We start from the raw sequence: 17,793 nt of genomic DNA on the forward strand, positions 1-17,793 counted from the left end.
CGCTGTTCAAGCAGTCAGGACATGCTCGATTTGGATCGGCAGGGTCCGTACGCGCTTGCCCGTTGCGTGGAATACCGCGTTCGCGATCGCTGGAGCGGTTCCCACCAGGGCAATCTCGCCCAAGCCTTTCACGCCGAGCGGGTTCACATGCGGATCGATCTCGTCGACGAAGAGTGCGTCCAGCTTCGGAATATCGAGATTCACAGGCATGAGGTAGTCGGCCATGTGGGCATTGACCGGCCGGCCGTCGCGCGGATCGAGGACGGTACGCTCCATCAACGCCATGCCGATGCCCCCGATCATGCCGCCCGTGCATTGGCTTCTGGCAAGCAGCGGATTGACGACGCGCCCGATGCCATAAGCCCCGACGATGCGGCGCACCCCGATCGTTCCGACGTCGGGGTCGATGGCAACTTCCGCGAAAACCGCGCCGAAGGAATGCATCGAATATCGTTCCGCCACCTCCGGATCACGCTGCGCAAATCCGTTGGCTTCGACCGGAACACCGGTTCTGCCGACGATATCCTGATAGGACAAACCCGATGACGGCTCCCCGCGGCGGTGAAGGAGCCCGCCGCTCCACTCAAGATCGTCCACCGACGCTCGGAAGGCAGGCGAGCCGGCATCCTCTACCGCACGGCGGGCGATCTGCGCCTGCACCTCAAGACAGGCGGCCCGAATTGCCGATCCCACCGACGCCATCGTCCATGAGCCGCCATGCGAGGGTGTCTGCGGGTAATCCGACCTGCCGAGCCTGAAGCGGACCTGCTCGAGCGGCAGTCCAAGGAATTCCGCCGCCACTTGTGTCATCGACGTATAGGTGCCCGGACCCATGTCGCTGGCGGCCGCCTCCACCTCGGCAACGCCATCCGTCAGCAGCCGAACTCTGGCGTTGGCAGGCGCGTGAAACGCCGGATAGGTGGCTGTGGCCGCTCCCATGCCGATCAGAAGACGCCCGTCGCGCATGGAGCGCGGTTCGGGCGTCCTTTGAGCCCAGCCGAAGCGGTCGGCGCCGAGTTCGTAACATTGCATCAGCGAGCGGCTGGAAAACGGCTTGTTTTCAGCTTCATCGACCCGCGGCTCGTTGCGGCGTCTCAGCTCGATCGGATCGATCCCGAGCTTATAGGACAACTCGTCCATTGCACTTTCGAGGGCAAAGATGCCGCTTGCTTCGCCCGGACCGCGCATATGGTTTGGCGTGCCCGTGTCGAGCTGCACCAGCCGGTACTGGGTGCGCACGTTGGGGCAGGAATAGAGATAGTCCGTGACGGTGGTCAGGGCTTCCGTGAATTGCTCGTAGCGGCTTGTTTCTCCCGCGCCTTCGTGAACCACGCCGAGAAGCTTGCCGTCGGGCGTCGCTCCAAGCGCAATCCTCTGAAGCGTGCGCGGCCGGTGGCCGGTGGTGAAGAACATCTGCTTGCGGGTGAGCACGAGCTTGACGGGCCGTCCGACATGGCGCGCTGCAAGTGCCGCGAGTGTGACATGCGGCCAGGTCCTGAGGCTCGTTCCGAAGGCGCCGCCGATGAACGGGCAGACGACCTCGACATTCTGGACGGGCAGGCCAAAGACCGCGGCAATCTCGGCTTGCTCATTCACCAAGTACTGGCTCTTGCTCCAAAGGGTCAGCCGCTCGCCGTTCCACGCTGCGATTGTCGCGTGCGGCTCCATGGGATTATGGTTTTCGCGGGCGATTTCATAGATTTCGTCGATCGTGACGGAAGCATCCGCTATGGCGGTTTCCGCATCGCCGCGTGATCTGTCGGCCGCCTCCGGAGCAATTCTTTCTGTGCGCGGATCGGCTGGATCGACGAGCGGCCGCCGGGCCTCATAGGAAATGCGGAGCGCGGCGGCAGCGCGCTCGGCATGATCGAGGGTGTCCGCAACGACGACGGCAACGGGCTGCCCGTAAAAACGCACGGTGTCGTCCTGCAGGACGTGGAGGCGTTCGCCCACTGCCGGATCAATGACGGCCTTGTGGGGCAGATATGGCAGGCGTTGCGCGTTGCTGTACGCTATCACGGCGGCGACGCCGGGCGTCCTCTCGACCTCCGCGCTTTCGATCCCGGTCACTCGGCCGAGACCGATGGTCGCGCTGACGATCACGGCGTAGAGCTGGTCCGGCTGGTTGAAATCGGCGGCGTAGCGTGCCGCGCCTGTGACTTTGGCGCGGCCGTCGACACGGGTCAGGGGCTTTCCGATGAGGTTCACGCTCATACGATTTCTCCCGCCATTTCGAGTGCCAGGACAATCGTCCGCGGCAAGAGTTCGAGCTTGAAGTGATTGTGGTGCAGCGGCCGGGCGCCTTGCGTGGCCAGTTGCGCAGCGTCCTCGAATGCCTGGCGGCCCGGTCGTTTCCCCAGCAGCGCGGCCTCGCAATCGCGGAGGCGCCAGGGACGCGTGCCGACCCCGCCGACCGCGAGACGGATTTCGCGGATCACGTCATCCTCGACTAAGAGGTCAACAGCCGCTGAGACGAGCGCGAATTCATAGGAGGCGCGGTCGCGGACCTTCAGGTAGCGGGCGCGGCTGCTGCGGGGCCTGCCTGGCACGCGCAGCTCCATGATGAGCTCGTCCGGCAGCAATGTGTGTTCGATTTGCGGCGTATCGCCCGGCAGTCGGAAGAGTTCCTCGACCGGAAAACTGCGTTCGCCTTGCGGACCCCGGACACGCATCGTGGCGTCGAGCGCGACCAGAGCGACGGCGACATCGGAAGGATGCGTTGCCACGCAATGGTCGCTCGTGCCGAGGATGGCGTGACCGGCATTCAGCCCATCGATTGCCGCGCAGCCCGATCCCGGCATGCGCTTGTTGCAGCCGACATCGAGCATGCGGAAATAGGGACAGCGAACCCGCTGTAGAAGGTTGCCGCCCATCGAGGCCATGTTCCGCAGTTGCGGCGAGGCGCCCTCGATCAGGCTTTCCGCGATCAGCGGCTGCAGGCGCTGGACATTCGGATCGGCGGCGACGTCGGCCATGCGCGCAAGCGCGCCGATGACCAGATCCTCGCCCTCCACACGGATGCCACCCAGGGGAAGCGCGTTTATGTCAACGAGCCGTTCGGGACGCTCGACCTCCTCGCGCATCAGGTCGACGAGCGTGGTGCCCCCGGCAATATAGCGCCCGCCCGCCGCGGCGGCCGCTATAGCGTCTTCGGTGCTGCGTGGCTTTTCCAGGATGAAAGGAAGCATGGATCAGGTCCTCCCGCCTATGTCGGCGACCGCCGCGACGATGCCCGGATAGGCGCCGCAGCGACAGATATTGCCGCTCATCCAGAACGGAATCTCTTCCGGCGAACCCGCGTGCCCTTCGGCGATGCACCCGAGGCCCGACATGATCTGGCCGGGCGTGCAGAACCCACATTGCAAGCCCTCGTGCTCGACGAATGCTTCCTGCAGGGGGTGAAGCGCGCCATCCGTCTCGAGGCCTTCGATCGTTTCGATCCGGGCGCCGTCGTGCATGGATGCCAAGGTCAGACAGGAAACGATACGTCTACCGTCGACGAGAATGGTGCACGCGCCGCAGGCGCCCTGGTTGCAGCCCTTCTTCGTGCCGGTGAGATCGAGCGTCTCGCGCAGGACATCGAGGATGGACTGACGCGGATCGACCCTCAGCGTATGAGCGCGGCCGTTCACCGTTATCGTCAAGGCCGTCTCGTTCATGGCGGCTGCTGGGGAGCTTGCTGCCGTCACGGGCTGAAGCGGCAATGCGGCCAGCGCGACGGCGCCGGCCGTGACCTGAAGCGCTTCCCGGCGCGACAGGACGGGGAATGGCGGATGCAATTCCGACGGGTTCTCTGTCATGAAGGAACATCCTCTTCAACGCAGTTGAGCGCGCGAAGGATAGGACCGATGCCGCGAAGTTGCTGTCGCGATCTTTCGGAATTGTTCGAATATTGCGGCGATCGACGCCGCAATCGTGCCGAAACGGCCTCGGGCCGTTAGAGCCGGCGGCGGAACTCGCTCGGCGTGATGCCCGCCACTTTGCGAAAGTTCGCGGAGAAGGAGGACGGCGTCTCGTATCCGACGACGAGTGCGATGTCCGTGATGCGCAGCGTTTGCTCTTTCAGGAGTGTCTTGGCATAGGCAATCCGCTGGCGGGTCAGCCATTCATGCGGCGTATATCCGGTCGCCATGCGGAAGGCCGTGCAGAAATGGAAGCGGCTCAAATTGGCGAGATCCGCCAGCTCCTGAAGCCTGACATCCGCCGCGAGATTTTCACGCATGTAGCTGGTGACGCGCTTGAGCTGCCAGCCCGACAGACCGCGCCGCGGCGGAGGCGAGATCGGCGCCGGAACCGCTGAATGTGATCTGATGAGCTGGAGGCACACAAGATCGAGGAGCTGCTCGATGAACAGCTGAGACATCGCGTCTTGCGAACTGATCTCGTCGTTGATCAGGTTCATGATCGCGAACAGTTTGGGATCGTTGAAATTCACGCGGTCGAGCAGCTCGGGCTCGCGGCCAGTACCCACCTGATCGGCGCATGCCAGGAGGCGGCTATGGCCCAGAAAGATGTTGGAGACCTCGACGGCGCCATCCGCTCGCCACAAGCCATCATGCCCTCTAGGCGCGAATGTTATCGTCCCCGCCATTGCGGGAGCGGAAATCGTCTGTTGGCCCATCTTGACCGAAGCCATGCCTTCCCCGGCATATTTCGCAGAGAGAACATGATCCTTCAAGGGCGGAAGATTGTATTCGAACGGTGCGTTCCACCATCGGCCGACGAGCCGGGTGTCGCCGGAAAATACCTCTGGAATCACAGGTGGCGCTCGGCCTCGCTGCAAACGGCGAATATGAACGGTCGTGTTTGCCAGCGCACTCCCACCCATGGCGATATCTCTTGTCGATCCGCAGGAGCCCTATCTCCTGGAATGCGTAGCATTTCCCGCGCCGATTGAGAATGTCGGCCGCATACCCAATTCGGCTTATCTTGCGCTCCCTTGCCTTCGAAGCAGGGGCATCCCGGGGCGGCACCTCGCTGGAGCCGGCCCTTTGGACGGTCAAACTGTCGCAGACGTGGAACAAGGGCAGCGGTGCTGTCGTTGTTCGCAGCTGTCATCCGGCAGCCCCGGTTCCGGGCCACCTTTCTTCGACGGCATCCGGACATTGCCCGCCTCGCCGCCGCTTTCGGACGGAGGAAGCATGATGTCCGCATTGGAAAGCCTGCGCGCGCTCACGCCGCAGCAGCGCAATACCGTTATAGCCAGCTATCTCGGCTGGACGCTCGACGCCTTCGATTTCTTCATTCTCGTTTTTGTTCTTAAATACATCGCCGAGGAATTCCACACCGACGTCCCGGCCGTTTCGGTAGCGATATTCCTCACGCTTGCGATGCGGGCGGTGGGCGCGCTCGTCTTCGGGTTGGCGGCCGACAGGTTCGGGCGGCGCGTGACGCTGATGGCGGACGTGCTGCTCTATTCGCTGTTCGAATTCCTGACCGGCTTCTCGACGGGGCTAACCATGTTCCTGGTGCTCCGCGCGCTCTACGGCATCGCCATGGGCGGCGAATGGGGCGTCGGCGCCTCACTGGTCATGGAGACCGTGCCGGAGAATTCCCGTGGTATCGTCTCCGGCATCCTGCAGGCGGGTTATCCCTCCGGCTATTTCATCGCCTCGATCGTCTTCTTCCTGCTCTTCCCGGTGATCGGCTGGCGCGGCATGTTCTTCGTCGGCGCGGCTCCGGCGCTGCTGGTGCTCTATATCCGCCGCAATGTCGAGGAAAGCCCGGTCTTCCTGAAGCGGCAGGCGGAGGGACGGCGGCCGTTCCTCACCGTGCTCAGGGAGAACATTCCGCTGTTCGTCTGGTCGGTGCTCTTGATGACGGCGTTTAACTTCCTCAGCCATGGCACGCAGGACATCTATCCGACCTTCCTGGAAATGCAACGAAACTACGACAGCTATACGACCGGCGCGATCGCCATCGTCTACAATATCGGCGCGATCTGCGGCGGGCTGTTCTTCGGGGCGCTGTCGCAGCGGATCGGACGGAAGCGGGCGATCGTCATCGCCGCGCTGCTTGCCGTGCCCGTCGCGCCGCTCTGGGTCCATGCGCCGGGACCGGTGCTGCTCGCAATCGGCGCCTTCCTGATGCAGCTCTTCGTTCAGGGTGCCTGGGGCATTGTGCCGGTGCACCTTAACGAGCTGTCGCCCGACGAGGTGCGCGGCACCTTCCCGGGCTTCGCCTATCAGCTCGGCAACCTGCTCGCTTCCGGCAACGCGACGATGCAGGCGGGGCTTGCTGCACACTGGAACGGCGACTATGCGACGGCGCTGCTGATCACCGCCACCCTGGTAACGGTGGCCGTCGCGCTCCTTTCCGGGTTCGGCTACGAGAAGAAGGACGTGCGTTTCGGCACGGAGGAGGCCGAAGCGCCGCCGGGCGCTTTACGAAGCTGAGGGCAAGAGGCGCTGGCCACCACCGTGCTTGGCCGTCTGTTTCATTCCTATTCGGCCGAGCGATCTTGCCTAGGCTTTTCTTAACTGCCGAACGCTAATGTTTCCCGTGCGGAGGTTATGTACTGCGTCCCGCCGCGAGGGTTTGATGGCTTCCACCGACAATTTCGCTTTTCTGCTGCCGGTCATGATGCTGACCTTCGGCTGCACGTTCCTGATCGTTGCCCGGTTCGGATCGCGCGAAGCGAGGCATTGGGGTGCGGGCTATATCTTTGCCGCTGCTGCGTTTTCCATGCCGCTGGCGCCTGTTGCGGTTCCGGCCCAGATGGCTTCGCTGATTGCCGATGCGCTGTTCCTCGCCGCATTTTATTTCTACGGCGGCGCGCTTCTTTGCCGCTTCAGCCGGCCTTCCTTTGCAGCATTGCGGATCGCCTTCGCCTCGATCATCTATGCTGCGACCCTTTACCCAGTTCTTGTTGCGCAGAGCGTTTCGGCGGAACTGCTGCTGAACGATTTTGCCTGTGCGTCGCTGCTGAGTTTTACCCTGTTCAAAACGGCGCGCCATGTGAAGCACCGCGCCGACGCACTGCTGCTTGCGGTTTCGGGTCTCGTGGTGATGGAGATCATCGCCCGCAACGCGATCCTGATTTTCGCCCTGCCGTCATACGGCGGCGCGGATGGTTTCCTGGCGTCGGATTACGCGTTCTTCATGCAGGCCGGCGCATCCGTTTTGGCGCTGTTCTTCGCGCTTTCTGCACTGGGGGCGGTGACCGTCGATACGATTGCTGCTTACCGCGACGTCGCGGATCGGGATCCGCTGACCGGCCTCTTGAACCGCCGCGGCTTCGAGCGGGTGGTGACAGGATTGAAGGGCGCCTCGGGGGCCGTCGTCGTCTGCGATATCGACCACTTCAAGCGTATCAACGACGTGTTCGGGCATGCGGCAGGCGATACCGTGATCATCGGGCTGGCGCAGCTGTTGCTGGAGCGCGTGCCAAAAGGCGCCTTCGCCGCACGTTTCGGTGGCGAGGAGTTCGTCGCTTTCCTTCCCGGTGCCGGCCTTGCCGAGGCAGGCACGTTTGCCAACGCGCTCAGGCAGGCCTTTTCCTCGGCCAACGGTACGGCGGAGACCGGCAAGGTTACCGCGAGCTTCGGTGTCGCCGCAGCGGCGGTCGGCAATCAATCGCTTCACGGGGTGATCGGCCGGGCGGATGCCGCGCTTTACGCGGCGAAGGCGGCAGGCCGCAACAGAGTGATGCTGGAAGGCGAGCCGCACGAGGAAGTGCCCGCACTCCACGTGGCCACAGGCAGCTGACGACCCGCATCACACGATAACCGGTATCAGATGGGCGACGAATTCGGCGGTCTTCCTGCCGTTCGCATCCTGGCCGAGCCTCTCGAATGTTGCTTGACGGTGTGCGACTGGTTGCCTCCAAGCAGCGTCAGGTGGGCCGGTCCAGCCGATCACGAAACCGACGCCGTCTGAACCCCTGCGCTAAGCCGGGTCGTCGAACGAAGCCGCCCCCCTCAAGCAGACATAGGAATCCATATCTCAAGGTGATTTGAAATAAATCGCTCGCAACCTGATGGTGTATAATTGGACCGACTTGCGATCGGCCAGAGTCTTGCGGTATCTGACGATGGGGCGAACTTGCACGCCAGGTATCAAACCTGTGCAATCAACCGCGTTTAGTAGGTTATGACTTCGGTCGAATTCCCTGGACTCCGGGGTTGTGCGCGATGAAGTTCGAGTGGCGGAAACTGAAGGGCGCACGAGGAGGAACAATCCATGCTTTACGCCATCCTGGCCTATCACGAAGAGGGAGTAGTCGAATCCTGGACCAAGGAGGAGGATGCGGCGCTGATGACCGAACTACTCCAGGTCAACGATCGCCTTGTCCAGGAGAAACATTTGGGACCGGCCGCGCGGCTTGGCCCAACGGGGCGCGCCGTGACCTTGCGGGGGGCGGGTGCCGGCATGATCACCGACGGCCCCTTTGCTGAAACCAAGGAGCAACTGCTCGGCTTCTACGTCGTGGATTATCCAACGCTTGAGACGGCCGTCGCAGCAGCGCGCGACCTGCGCCGCGCCAACCCGTCCGCAGTCTATGAAATCCGGCCGATTTCGCTTTATCTCCCTGGTGCGCCGCTGACATCCCGGGATGAGGGCTAGGCCACGCGCTGCCACTGGTGGCATCTGCACTATAATGCCGAAACAATGCCGAAGTTTTCGGTGGGGATTAGCTGCGGCATGTCCCCGTAAGCCCTTGAGCTCGGCAGGTTTACCGATACAAGCTGGCACCAGTTTTCTTCATCGGATTCGCCCATGTATTTTTCCCTCAGCCCCGCCGCCATCTGGCCGGTCGGCATGCTTTTCGCCTCCAATATCTTCATGACCTTCGCCTGGTACGGGCATCTGAAGCACAAGGGCAGTGCGATCGCCCTTGCCATTGTCGCGAGCTGGGGCATTGCCTTCTTCGAATACTGTCTGGCGGTGCCGGCGAACCGTATCGGCTCGGCGGTCTATACGACGGCGCAGTTGAAGACGATGCAGGAGGTGATCACGCTGATGGTCTTCTCTGGCTTCTCGATCTTCTGGCTCGGCGAGAACCTGACCTGGAACCACGCGATTGGTTTTGCCCTGATCGCGGTCGGCGCCTCGTTCATCTTCCGCGCATGAACGCATCCTTTCCAACAGATTACAAAATCTTTCCAATGGATTACAAATAGTCCATCTCGGGAAATTGCCGAATTGCCGACGCATTTGGCTGGGAGGCTGTCACCATTCAGTGATCAGGAGGTGATCGGCCATGAGCCTCTCTTTCCAGACGATGGCGGCGATCCGGTTCGGCTATGGATTCCGGCCGGGCGAGGCGCCGCCGCAGAGCAAGGACCAGCTACTTGGTCAGGTGAAGGACGCTGCGCGAAGCACGCCGTCCTTTCCTGCCGGCGGCATTGATGGACGCCATCGGCAGATTGCCATTCTGCAGGACCAACTCCGGGAACTCCGCCAGAGCAGCGGCGGCGATGAAACGCGCCGGGAGAGGCGCAAGGCGATCCAGAAGCAGGTGCAGCAAGGGTTCCAGCGCGACGCCAATGCGCGGCTGATGCAGGCGGTGCTTTCGCCGAACGGATTCCACGAGCGGCTTGCCACCTTCTGGACCAATCATTTCTCGACGAGCGCGAACAAAAGCCTGCCGATGCGGATGATCGTGCCGCTTTACGAGGCGGAGGCGATCCGGCCGAATATCGGCGGGTCGTTCGCCGACCTGCTGCGCGCCGCGACGGAGCATCCGGCGATGCTCATCTATCTCGATCAGGCGCAATCGCAGGGGCCGGAATCAGCCCGCGGCATGAAGCAGAAGAAGGGGCTGAACGAGAATCTCGGCCGCGAACTTCTGGAACTGCATACGCTGGGCGCCGGTAGCGGCTACACGCAAGCCGACGTGCGCGCCGCGGCGATGGTGCTGACCGGGCTGACGATCGATCGCGAGGAGATGGACGCGGTTTTCCGTCCCGGCATTTCCGAGCCCGGCAGGCATACGGTTCTCGGCGTCAGCTATGGCGGCGCGCGGCGGGCCTGGAAGGACTATCTGGCGCTGCTCGACGATCTCGCTGTCCATCCGAAGACGGCTGAGCACATCAGCCGCAAGCTGGCCGTCCATTTCGTTTCCAACCAGCCGCCGGAGGAGATGGTGATGGTGATGGCGGATATCTGGAAAAAGACAGACGGCGACCTGATGGCCGTTTATGGCGCGATGCTCGACCATCCGGCAGCATGGCGCGACGAGGGCGCCAAGGCACGCCAGCCGTTCGACTATATCGTGACGGGCTTGAGGGCACTGAACGCCGGCGGCGGCAATGGCGCCGCGGCCGATTTCATGAAAGCCAACCTGGATGACGACGATGATGGGATGGCGCCGCCGAAGGACATGGTGGGTGAGGACAATGCCATGGGCGGCGATGCGGGTGCGATGGCGCCCGATCCTGCCAACGAAGCCAAGTCCAAGCGGCGCAAGGCTTTCCAGACCGCGCGTGCGCTAGGGCAGGGTGCTCTTCGCCGCATGGGTCAGCCGACCTGGCTGCCGCCAAGCCCGGCAGGTTTTGAGGAGAATTTCTCCGCCTGGATCACGGCGAGCCAGCTTGCCGAGCGGCTTGCCTGGGCGCGGCGCGCTTCCGCCCAGTTCGGCAAGGACGAGGATCCGCGCGAATTTTTGAAATCGACGCTCGGCGATGCGGCGCGCGACGAGACGATCCGCGTGGTTTCGCAGGCGCCGAACAAGATCAGCGGCCTGACGCTGGTTCTCGCTTCCCCCGAATTCAACCGCCGATAGGAGCTGGTCATGACTAGGATTACGCTTTCCCGCCGCGGCTTTCTTGCTTCCGCTTGTTGCCTTGCTGCTGCTCCGATCTTCACACCGGTTACCTTCGCCGCCATGCCCGGCGACAACCGCTTCGTGACCATCGTGCTGCGCGGTGCGATGGACGGCCTCGACCTCGTGCAGCCCTATGGCGACGCGGGCTTTGCGATGTTCAGGCCGACGCTGGCGCTGACGCCGGACAACGGCCTTCTCGACCTCGACGGGTATTTCGGGCTCAATCCGGCTGCCGCCGACCTGATGCCGCTCTGGAAGAGCAGGGAGCTTGCCTTCGTGCATGCGGTCTCGACGCCCTACCGCGACCAGCGCAGCCATTTCGACGGGCAGGACATGTTAGAATCGGGCGGCGAGCATGTGGCCGAGGAGAAGACAGGCTGGCTGAACCGGGTGCTTTCGGTGATCCCGCGCTCGGATGCCCGCAAGGCGATCGACGTGAATACCTCGACGGAGCTGATCCTTTCCGGCCCGAACAATGTCGACGTCTGGGCCTCAGATTCCAATCTCGGGATAGCGAAGGACGAGATGCAGTTCCTGATGCGGCTTTATGCCGGCGATCCGGCTTTCGCCAAGGCGATGGAAGAGGCGACGCGCGCCAACAATGCGGCAATGATCGCCGAGCCGGACGGCAAGCGCGGCGAGAAGATCGCCGACGTTGCGACGCTCGCCGGCAACATGCTGAAGGGCGACTACCGGATCGCGAGCTTCTCGATTACCGGCTGGGATACGCATGTGGGCCAAGCCGGGCAGTTCAAGCGGCCGGCGCAGGATCTGGCGCAGGCGATCAATGTGCTGAAGGCGACGCTTGGTCCGGAGGTCTGGCCGAAGACCGTCGTGCTGGCTATGACGGAATTCGGCCGCACCGTGCGTCAGAACGGCTCCGGCGGCACCGACCATGGCACGGGCGGCTGCGCGGTGCTGGCGGGAGGGGCGATCAATGGCGGACGCATTCTCGGCAAATGGCCGGGGCTCGGCGACGGCAAGCTGCTCGACGACCGCGACCTAATGCCGACGGCCGACGTGCGCGAGATCGCCGCGGCGATGCTCTACCGCCAGTTCGACGTAACGGCCACGGACCTGGCGGGGAAGATTTTCCCGGGGCTGAGCTTCGACAAGGACTCGCAGTTTTTGAAGGCGTGATGAAGGTCGGGCGAAGGCGAAGCCGCGCCTCGAACATCATGCCGCCCATCCACGCTCGCCGTCTTCATCGCCCTCCAGGCAACCGTTTGAAGGATCTCGAAGGATCTTCGAAGGCGCCAGCGCCGAGGGCGGACATTCTGGCAAAAAATCCGCCCGACGCGATGGTACCTCAGCCGCGCCGCGCCGCTTCGATCACGCCGACGTCGATCTTCCTCATGGTCATCATCGCATCGAAGGCACGCTTTGCCTGATCGCCGCCTGCGGCGAGCGCTTCGGTCAGTACGCGCGGTGTGATCTGCCAGGAGACACCCCACTTGTCCTTGCACCAGCCACAGTCACTTTCCTGACCGCCGTTGCCGACAATGGCGTTCCAGTAACGGTCGGTTTCTTCCTGATCGTCAGTTGCGATCTGAAATGAGAAGGCTTCGTTGTGTTTGAACGCCGGACCGCCGTTCAGGCCGATACAAGGAATACCCGCAACAGTGAATTCAACAACCAACACGTCGCCCTGCTGACCAGATGGATAGTTTCCAGGTGCACGAATGACGGCACCCACTGTGCTGTCGGGAAAAGTCTCGGCGTAGAAGCGGGCAGCAGCCTCGGCGTCTTTGTCGTACCATAGGCAGATCGTGTTCTTTGCCATTGCGTGGTCCTTTCGCTCTTCGTTTCCATTTCCCCCTGACATAAGAGGCACACCGTCGTTCTCCAGTCCAGATAAGCCGTTTCACGCCCCTAAATGATCGAAATGTCGGCTTTGGGGGAACAGGCACAGGAACGAGGATGGACGGAACCAGTCGCTGCCACAAAAGTGAAGTCTTCTCATCTACGGGTGTGACGAAGCGCCGTAAGCACACCTCACCCGAGCACGTCATAAAGCCGGAAGATCCAACTGATCTGATAGATTAGGCCGAGGCCAACGAAGGCGATATGGAAGCGGCGGTTCCGCGTCCAGGCGGCGATCAGGCAGAGGACGATGAAGGCGAGGTTGCGGACAACATATTCCCAGCCGAGCGCCTGGACATAGGCCTCACCCTTCAGCCAGGTATCGCCGAGGTCCACGGCATAGGCGAGCGCCAGCATGCCGAAGAACCATGCGCGGCGGGAGATGAAATAGTCCTCGTAGTCACCGTATTCCTCGATCGAGGTCGGGAAGAGCAGGACGCAGAGGAAATAGAACAGGCAGCAGAAGCTGATGAGGAAGAGGTAGACGCCGAAGGTGACGGCGACCAGCGAGCCGAGGCGATATTCCCACCACCAGAAATGGATGATGAAGAGGAACATCGACGCGACCCAGCCTAGGTGGACGTGGTAGACGCGGTGCTTCTTGGGCGACTGGACGATGCCGGCGAGGCCCGTGAGCAGGCGGGTGAGGCTGAGGCCGATGATCATCGCCATCACGGCGCGGATATAGACGAAGACCTCCGGTGTCGTCGCCGCCTGCATGGTGTCACTCCTCGGGGACCGGCTTCGGCGCGCCGTTTTCGTCGAGCGCCACCATGATGAAGGTGCCCGCCGTGACCTTTTCCATCTTGTTGTAGCGCGAGCGGTGCGCCCAGGCCTCGACGCAGAGCGTGATCGAGGTGCGGCCGACGCGGTCGATGTCGGTAAAGACCGAGAGCGTATCGCCGATCTTCACCGGCAGCTGGAAGGCCATTTCCTTGACCGCGGCGGTCACCACCCGGCCCCTGGCGCGTTCGGCGGCGCGGATGCCGCTTGCCAAGTCCATCTGCGCCATGACCCATCCGCCGAAGATATCGCCTGCGGGATTGGCGTCGCCCGGCATGGCAAGCGTGCGGAGCGTCAATTCGCCTTTCGGCTTCGGGGTGTCGGTCATGGTCCCACTTCGCGATGTTTGCGGTTTCGATTCCGCTGCACGGTAATGCAAAGCGTAGGCGAAATGAACATGCAAACGGCCAGCGGTTTTCGCGCCAGGCGCCGTAGGAGCTGAATTAAATCTCTTGAATATAAAATTCTGAGATAATTCAATTTGTTGTAACGGGAGCCGGACCACCGGCAACCACTCTTCCGCCGCGTTATGTCATCTCGCTCTAATATTAGTTCACCGTCCAGTAATGGATGCCCCTCATCATTCGAACATCGATTCTGTATGAGAATGCCGGGGGAATTCATGCGCAATATCAAGATATCAACGCGTCTCTACTCGCTCGTCGGCCTGACGCTGGCGATTTTTGTAGCGACGATGGGTTTCTTTCTGAACTATTCTTATTCCGAACTGGAAATGGAAAGAAAATCCGGTCTTGCGCAGATGGATGCGACGGCGGTCAACATCCTGCAGAAATACTACAAGATGGAGCAGGCCGGTACGCTGACGCGCGATGCGGCGCAGGCGGCGGCGAAGGACGTGATTGCCGCCATGCGCTACGGCGGCAGCGGCTACTTCTGGATCAACGACATGCGCCCGGTCATGGTGATGCACCCGATAAAGCCGGAGCTCAACGGTACCGACCTTTCGCAGAACAAGGACCCGAATGGCAAATTCCTCTTCATGGAATTCGTCAATGTCGTGAAGGCCCACGGCGACGGTTTTGTCGACTATTACTGGCCGAAGCCGGGTGCTGAGCAGCCGGTTCTGAAATTTTCGCACGTCGCAGGCTTCGAGCCCTGGGGCTGGATCGTCGGCACCGGCGTCTATTCGGACGACCTTGCAGCGCTCTACTGGCAGAACGCAATCTGGGCGGCGATCCTTTGCGCCATCGGAGCCGCGATCATCGTTTCCGTTGCCTATGCGATCGTCAAGAGCGTTACCGCACCTGTCGCGCGGATCGGCGCGGCGATGACTGAGATCGCAGCCGAGAATGTATCGGTCGAAATTTCCGACAGCGACCGGCGCGACGAGGTCGGCCACATGGCGAAGGCCCTGCTGGTGCTCCGCGACTCGATGCTCGACCGCAGCAAGATGCGTACCCGCGAAGACGAGCGCCAGCACGAGATCGACAGCGAACGCCGCGGCAACGAGGAGAGCCTGCGCGCCGCAGCCGAGCGTCAGAATCATGCGATGCAGACGCTGGGGGCAGGGCTGGAGAAGCTTGCAGCCGGCGACCTCACGGTTTCGATCGGCGATCTCGGCGAGGATTATTCGAAGCTGCGCTCCGACTTCAATGCCGCCGTGGGCGCGCTCAACGACGTGATCGAAGCGATCGCCGAATCGAGCAATGTCGTGCACGACAACGCCTCGGGTATCAGCGAAGCCACCAACAACCTTTCGAAGCGCACCGAGCAGCAGGCCGCCGCGCTCGAAGAGACGGCTGCTGCGCTCGATGAGATTACCGCGACGGTGAGGACCGCATCCGAGCGGGCGACGGAGGCCCGCGAGATGGTCGCCGAGACCAAGGCGAGCGCTGGAAAGTCCGGCGAGATCGTGCGGAACGCCGTCACCGCGATGAGCCGGATCGAGGACTCGTCCAGCCGGATCAGCCAGATTATCGGCGTGATCGACGAGATCGCCTTCCAGACGAACCTCTTGGCACTGAATGCGGGCGTCGAAGCCGCACGCGCAGGCGATGCCGGCCGGGGCTTCGCGGTCGTAGCCCAGGAGGTCCGCGAACTTGCCCAGCGCTCGGCCAATGCCGCGAAGGAGATCAAGACGCTGATCAGCAACTCGGCGGCGGAAGTCGAATCCGGCGTGGCGCTGGTGCGCTCGACGGGCGATGCTCTGGTCGAGATCGAGACGCTGGTGAATAAAGTCAACGACCACGTCAATTCGATCGCGACGGCGGCGCGCGAGCAGGCAACGGGTCTCCACGAGATCAATACCTCGGTCAACCATATGGACCAGATGACCCAACAGAACGCCGCCATGGTGGAGGAGACGACGGCGGCGAGCCAGACGCTTGCCGAAGAGAGCAGCCAGCTTCGCACGCTGCTGTCTAAATTCCGCCTCGGCTCGCGCGCACCGCAGCACTACGTACGGCGTGCAGCTTGATCAGCGATGGAGCCGGATCATTCCGGCTCCTCTTCAGGCGTAAGCTTTCATTCACCGTTTTTAGCTAAATTCGATTCAAATTCTTCAATGCAAGCAGGGCTGCGGGAGCGATGGAGAGTATTGTGTCTACCTCCCTTTTCCGGCGCGTCGCGCTGCCGGTTCTGATATCCGCCAGCCTTGCGACCTGTTCCATCAGCGACGGCATGATACCGCCGGCAAGCGTCGATCGGGGAACGAAGGTTAGTTCGATCTCGCCGATGCCGGGGCAGGGCGCGATGCGCATGGCGACCGCCGACGTGCAGGCGTCCTATCCATCCGGCACGCCGGTCTCGAACGCCGGAGGATCGGCCGACTATCTCGACAAGCCGAACCTGGCGGGCACCGGGCAGCCGGTGCGCGCGGCAAACCAGCCGATGCCGAAGAAGCTGCCGATGATCGACAGCGACGAGGCGCTGGGGCAGGAGCAGGGGCAGCCGCAGAACTGGGGCGGTACCCAACAGCTTGCAGTGCCGTCCGGCGGCGTCAATATGGATGCGGAGCTTGGCGCGCAACCGGTCGTCGGGCTGGCGCAGGAGCAGCAGATGCAGATCGCCGAAGGGAATTCCACCGAGCCGGTTATCGACGGGATCGGTACCGACAACCCGACGCAGCTGAATCGGGCGGCGGTACCGCAGCCCACCGCGCAGGCGGAAGTGAGCCGCGCTCCGGTCTGGAACGACGGCAGTTCGGTGATCGAGCCCTCGCGCGTTCCGGAAGAGGACGAGAGCCAGGAGGTGGCGATGCTCAGGCCGAACGACCCGATGATGAGCCGGCCGGTTGCCCCGGACCCGAACGTGATGCCGGCCTCCGAGCTTTCCTGCCGCCGCGAGCTGAAGCGCATGGGCGTGACCTTCACCAACAAGCCGGCGATCAACGACGGCCCGGCCTGCCAGGTGCCCTATCCGGTCTCGTTGCAGGGGCTTTCCGGCAATATCGGCGTGAAGCCGGCGGTGACGCTGAACTGCCAGGTGACGCTTGCCTTTGCGAAATGGGTGAAGAACGAACTCGCGCCGTCCGCACGCTTCCGCTACTGGTCGGGCGTCAAGACGATCCAGCCGCTCGGCGGCTATTCCTGCCGGCGCATGAACAACAGCCGCCAGCGCTACAATCCGATGTCCGAACATGCGCGCGGCAACGCGATCGACGTCGGCAAGTTCGTGCTGAAGAACGGCCACCAGATCGACGTGCGCCGGAAAGGGCTCTTCTCCCTCCGCGAAGGAAGGTTGCTCAAGGCCGTGCGCACCGACAGCTGCCAGTATTTCAACACCGTCCTCGGACCGGGCAGCAACCCGGAGCACTGGAACCACTTCCATTTCGACCTGAGACCGCGCAAGGGCGGCAGGGTTTATTGTAATTAGCGGCGGGAGTAGATGGTTGCTTCAGGCCAAATCGAGCCACGGTGACAGTGCCGCGTTCTCGCTAAGGGTAGTCCCAATGCCTCATCCCCGACGCGAAGGGGAATCACGGCGGCTCACTTACCGTTTGGCGCTAAGAATACGCTTCCAAATTGTACCATTCAGAAATCTGTCGAAGACGATAAAATATGCAACGATCAATGCAAAAGCCACAAGCGCTGCCCAACCGCTGAGTTGAAACCCGCCGCCCTCTGGGGTGTTGGAACCGGTTAGCCAGCCTACGATATATCCAACCACGAAAAATGCGGTAAAGAAGTCGAGCAGCGCAGCCGACACGATGCGCCAGGTTGCCGGATCTTTGCGATTTTCGTTATCGGCCATTTTTATCCCGATGGTTGTGAACTGACGTTAGCGTGCCGCGTGGTGATTCTGCAACCGATGCACGTCGGGGAAATTGGACCAAGCCGTTTGGCCAGCGGGCAGCGGATGGCATTGATGTCAAGAGCCAACGGGACCGTTCGCATTGGCAATGCGGACTCGGGCGGCGT

16 protein-coding genes are annotated in these 17,793 nt (G+C 62.4%); 8 read left to right on the plus strand and 8 right to left on the minus strand.

The window, feature by feature from the left end; translation table 11 throughout:
* Nucleotides 1–6 precede the first annotated feature (6 nt).
* The 4 genes from N2599_RS07015 to N2599_RS07030 form a co-directional block, all read right to left on the minus strand.
* The gene (locus N2599_RS07015) at nucleotides 7–2,214 is read right to left on the minus strand and encodes a xanthine dehydrogenase family protein molybdopterin-binding subunit (RefSeq protein WP_027511922.1); all 2,208 of its coding nucleotides are present in this window, start codon (nucleotides 2,212–2,214) and stop codon (nucleotides 7–9) included.
* Nucleotides 2,211–3,188: an FAD binding domain-containing protein gene (locus tag N2599_RS07020; protein ID WP_027511921.1), complete on the minus strand. Its 978-nt coding sequence runs from the start codon at nucleotides 3,186–3,188 to the stop codon at nucleotides 2,211–2,213. The genes N2599_RS07015 and N2599_RS07020 overlap by 4 nt, the downstream gene beginning before the upstream one ends.
* 3 nt (nucleotides 3,189–3,191) lie before the next feature.
* Nucleotides 3,192–3,800: a 2Fe-2S iron-sulfur cluster-binding protein gene (locus N2599_RS07025; RefSeq protein ID WP_027511920.1), complete on the minus strand. Its 609-nt coding sequence runs from the start codon at nucleotides 3,798–3,800 to the stop codon at nucleotides 3,192–3,194.
* A 137-nt stretch (nucleotides 3,801–3,937) separates the two neighbouring features.
* Nucleotides 3,938–4,759, minus strand: a complete 822-nt coding sequence (locus tag N2599_RS07030; RefSeq protein WP_244914964.1) for a helix-turn-helix domain-containing protein — start codon at nucleotides 4,757–4,759, stop codon at nucleotides 3,938–3,940.
* Between the two features lie 385 nt (nucleotides 4,760–5,144).
* Here N2599_RS07030 and N2599_RS07035 point away from each other — a divergent pair, with 385 nt between their 5' ends.
* From N2599_RS07035 to N2599_RS07060, 6 genes are all read left to right on the plus strand, one after another.
* On the plus strand, nucleotides 5,145–6,395 hold the full coding sequence (locus N2599_RS07035) for an MFS transporter (protein WP_027511917.1): 1,251 nt from the start codon (nucleotides 5,145–5,147) through the stop codon (nucleotides 6,393–6,395).
* A gap of 145 nt (nucleotides 6,396–6,540) precedes the next feature.
* Nucleotides 6,541–7,707: a GGDEF domain-containing protein gene (locus tag N2599_RS07040; protein ID WP_027511916.1), complete on the plus strand. Its 1,167-nt coding sequence runs from the start codon at nucleotides 6,541–6,543 to the stop codon at nucleotides 7,705–7,707.
* 474 nt (nucleotides 7,708–8,181) lie between these two features.
* Nucleotides 8,182–8,565, plus strand: coding sequence for a YciI family protein (locus N2599_RS07045; RefSeq protein ID WP_027511915.1), 384 nt, complete (start codon nucleotides 8,182–8,184; stop codon nucleotides 8,563–8,565).
* A 153-nt stretch (nucleotides 8,566–8,718) separates the two neighbouring features.
* Nucleotides 8,719–9,072, plus strand: a complete 354-nt coding sequence (locus N2599_RS07050) for a DMT family protein (protein WP_027511914.1) — start codon at nucleotides 8,719–8,721, stop codon at nucleotides 9,070–9,072.
* 130 nt (nucleotides 9,073–9,202) lie between these two features.
* Nucleotides 9,203–10,726, plus strand: a complete 1,524-nt coding sequence (locus N2599_RS07055; RefSeq protein ID WP_027511913.1) for a DUF1800 domain-containing protein — start codon at nucleotides 9,203–9,205, stop codon at nucleotides 10,724–10,726.
* A 9-nt stretch (nucleotides 10,727–10,735) separates the two neighbouring features.
* Complete coding sequence (locus tag N2599_RS07060) at nucleotides 10,736–11,908, plus strand: DUF1501 domain-containing protein (RefSeq protein WP_027511912.1); 1,173 nt, start codon at nucleotides 10,736–10,738, stop codon at nucleotides 11,906–11,908.
* A gap of 169 nt (nucleotides 11,909–12,077) precedes the next feature.
* On the opposite strand, the gene N2599_RS07065 is transcribed toward N2599_RS07060, so the two are convergent.
* From N2599_RS07065 to N2599_RS07075, 3 genes are all read right to left on the minus strand, one after another.
* The gene (locus N2599_RS07065; RefSeq protein WP_027511911.1) at nucleotides 12,078–12,551 is read right to left on the minus strand and encodes a VOC family protein; all 474 of its coding nucleotides are present in this window, start codon (nucleotides 12,549–12,551) and stop codon (nucleotides 12,078–12,080) included.
* Between the two features lie 212 nt (nucleotides 12,552–12,763).
* Nucleotides 12,764–13,351: a hypothetical protein gene (locus tag N2599_RS07070; RefSeq protein WP_027511910.1), complete on the minus strand. Its 588-nt coding sequence runs from the start codon at nucleotides 13,349–13,351 to the stop codon at nucleotides 12,764–12,766.
* A 4-nt stretch (nucleotides 13,352–13,355) separates the two neighbouring features.
* Entirely contained in the window at nucleotides 13,356–13,742 is a 387-nt protein-coding gene (locus N2599_RS07075) for an acyl-CoA thioesterase (RefSeq protein ID WP_027511909.1), read from the minus strand.
* Between the two features lie 294 nt (nucleotides 13,743–14,036).
* On the opposite strand from N2599_RS07075, the gene N2599_RS07080 reads away from it, so the two are divergent.
* Entirely contained in the window at nucleotides 14,037–15,851 is a 1,815-nt protein-coding gene (locus tag N2599_RS07080) for a methyl-accepting chemotaxis protein (protein WP_027511908.1), read from the plus strand.
* A 122-nt stretch (nucleotides 15,852–15,973) separates the two neighbouring features.
* Nucleotides 15,974–17,248, plus strand: coding sequence for an extensin-like domain-containing protein (locus tag N2599_RS07085; protein WP_375714119.1), 1,275 nt, complete (start codon nucleotides 15,974–15,976; stop codon nucleotides 17,246–17,248).
* Nucleotides 17,249–17,365: 117 nt separating this feature from the next.
* On the opposite strand, the gene N2599_RS07090 is transcribed toward N2599_RS07085, so the two are convergent.
* Nucleotides 17,366–17,626 (minus strand): hypothetical protein, encoded by a 261-nt coding sequence (locus N2599_RS07090; protein WP_027511906.1) that lies wholly within the window; start codon nucleotides 17,624–17,626, stop codon nucleotides 17,366–17,368.
* Between the last annotated feature and the right edge of the window lie 167 nt (nucleotides 17,627–17,793).

The organism is Rhizobium sullae (genome assembly GCF_025200715.1).
Classification (GTDB): Bacteria; Pseudomonadota; Alphaproteobacteria; order Rhizobiales; family Rhizobiaceae; genus Rhizobium; species Rhizobium sullae.

Bases quoted from the DNA above. Each gene is read 5' to 3' on its own strand.
- N2599_RS07020 (WP_027511921.1), bottom strand. From the start codon at position 3,188: ATGCTTCCTTTCATCCTGGAAAAGCCACGCAGCACCGAAGACGCTATA.
- N2599_RS07025 (WP_027511920.1), bottom strand. From the start codon at position 3,800: ATGACAGAGAACCCGTCGGAATTGCATCCGCCATTCCCCGTCCTGTCG.
- N2599_RS07065 (WP_027511911.1), bottom strand. From the start codon at position 12,551: ATGGCAAAGAACACGATCTGCCTATGGTACGACAAAGACGCCGAGGCT.
- N2599_RS07015 (WP_027511922.1), bottom strand. From the start codon at position 2,214: ATGAGCGTGAACCTCATCGGAAAGCCCCTGACCCGTGTCGACGGCCGC.
- N2599_RS07045 (WP_027511915.1), top strand. From the start codon at position 8,182: ATGCTTTACGCCATCCTGGCCTATCACGAAGAGGGAGTAGTCGAATCC.
- N2599_RS07040 (WP_027511916.1), top strand. From the start codon at position 6,541: ATGGCTTCCACCGACAATTTCGCTTTTCTGCTGCCGGTCATGATGCTG.
- N2599_RS07080 (WP_027511908.1), top strand. From the start codon at position 14,037: ATGCGCAATATCAAGATATCAACGCGTCTCTACTCGCTCGTCGGCCTG.
- N2599_RS07035 (WP_027511917.1), top strand. From the start codon at position 5,145: ATGTCCGCATTGGAAAGCCTGCGCGCGCTCACGCCGCAGCAGCGCAAT.
- N2599_RS07055 (WP_027511913.1), top strand. From the start codon at position 9,203: ATGAGCCTCTCTTTCCAGACGATGGCGGCGATCCGGTTCGGCTATGGA.
- N2599_RS07075 (WP_027511909.1), bottom strand. From the start codon at position 13,742: ATGACCGACACCCCGAAGCCGAAAGGCGAATTGACGCTCCGCACGCTT.
- N2599_RS07090 (WP_027511906.1), bottom strand. From the start codon at position 17,626: ATGGCCGATAACGAAAATCGCAAAGATCCGGCAACCTGGCGCATCGTG.
- N2599_RS07060 (WP_027511912.1), top strand. From the start codon at position 10,736: ATGACTAGGATTACGCTTTCCCGCCGCGGCTTTCTTGCTTCCGCTTGT.
- N2599_RS07050 (WP_027511914.1), top strand. From the start codon at position 8,719: ATGTATTTTTCCCTCAGCCCCGCCGCCATCTGGCCGGTCGGCATGCTT.
- N2599_RS07070 (WP_027511910.1), bottom strand. From the start codon at position 13,351: ATGCAGGCGGCGACGACACCGGAGGTCTTCGTCTATATCCGCGCCGTG.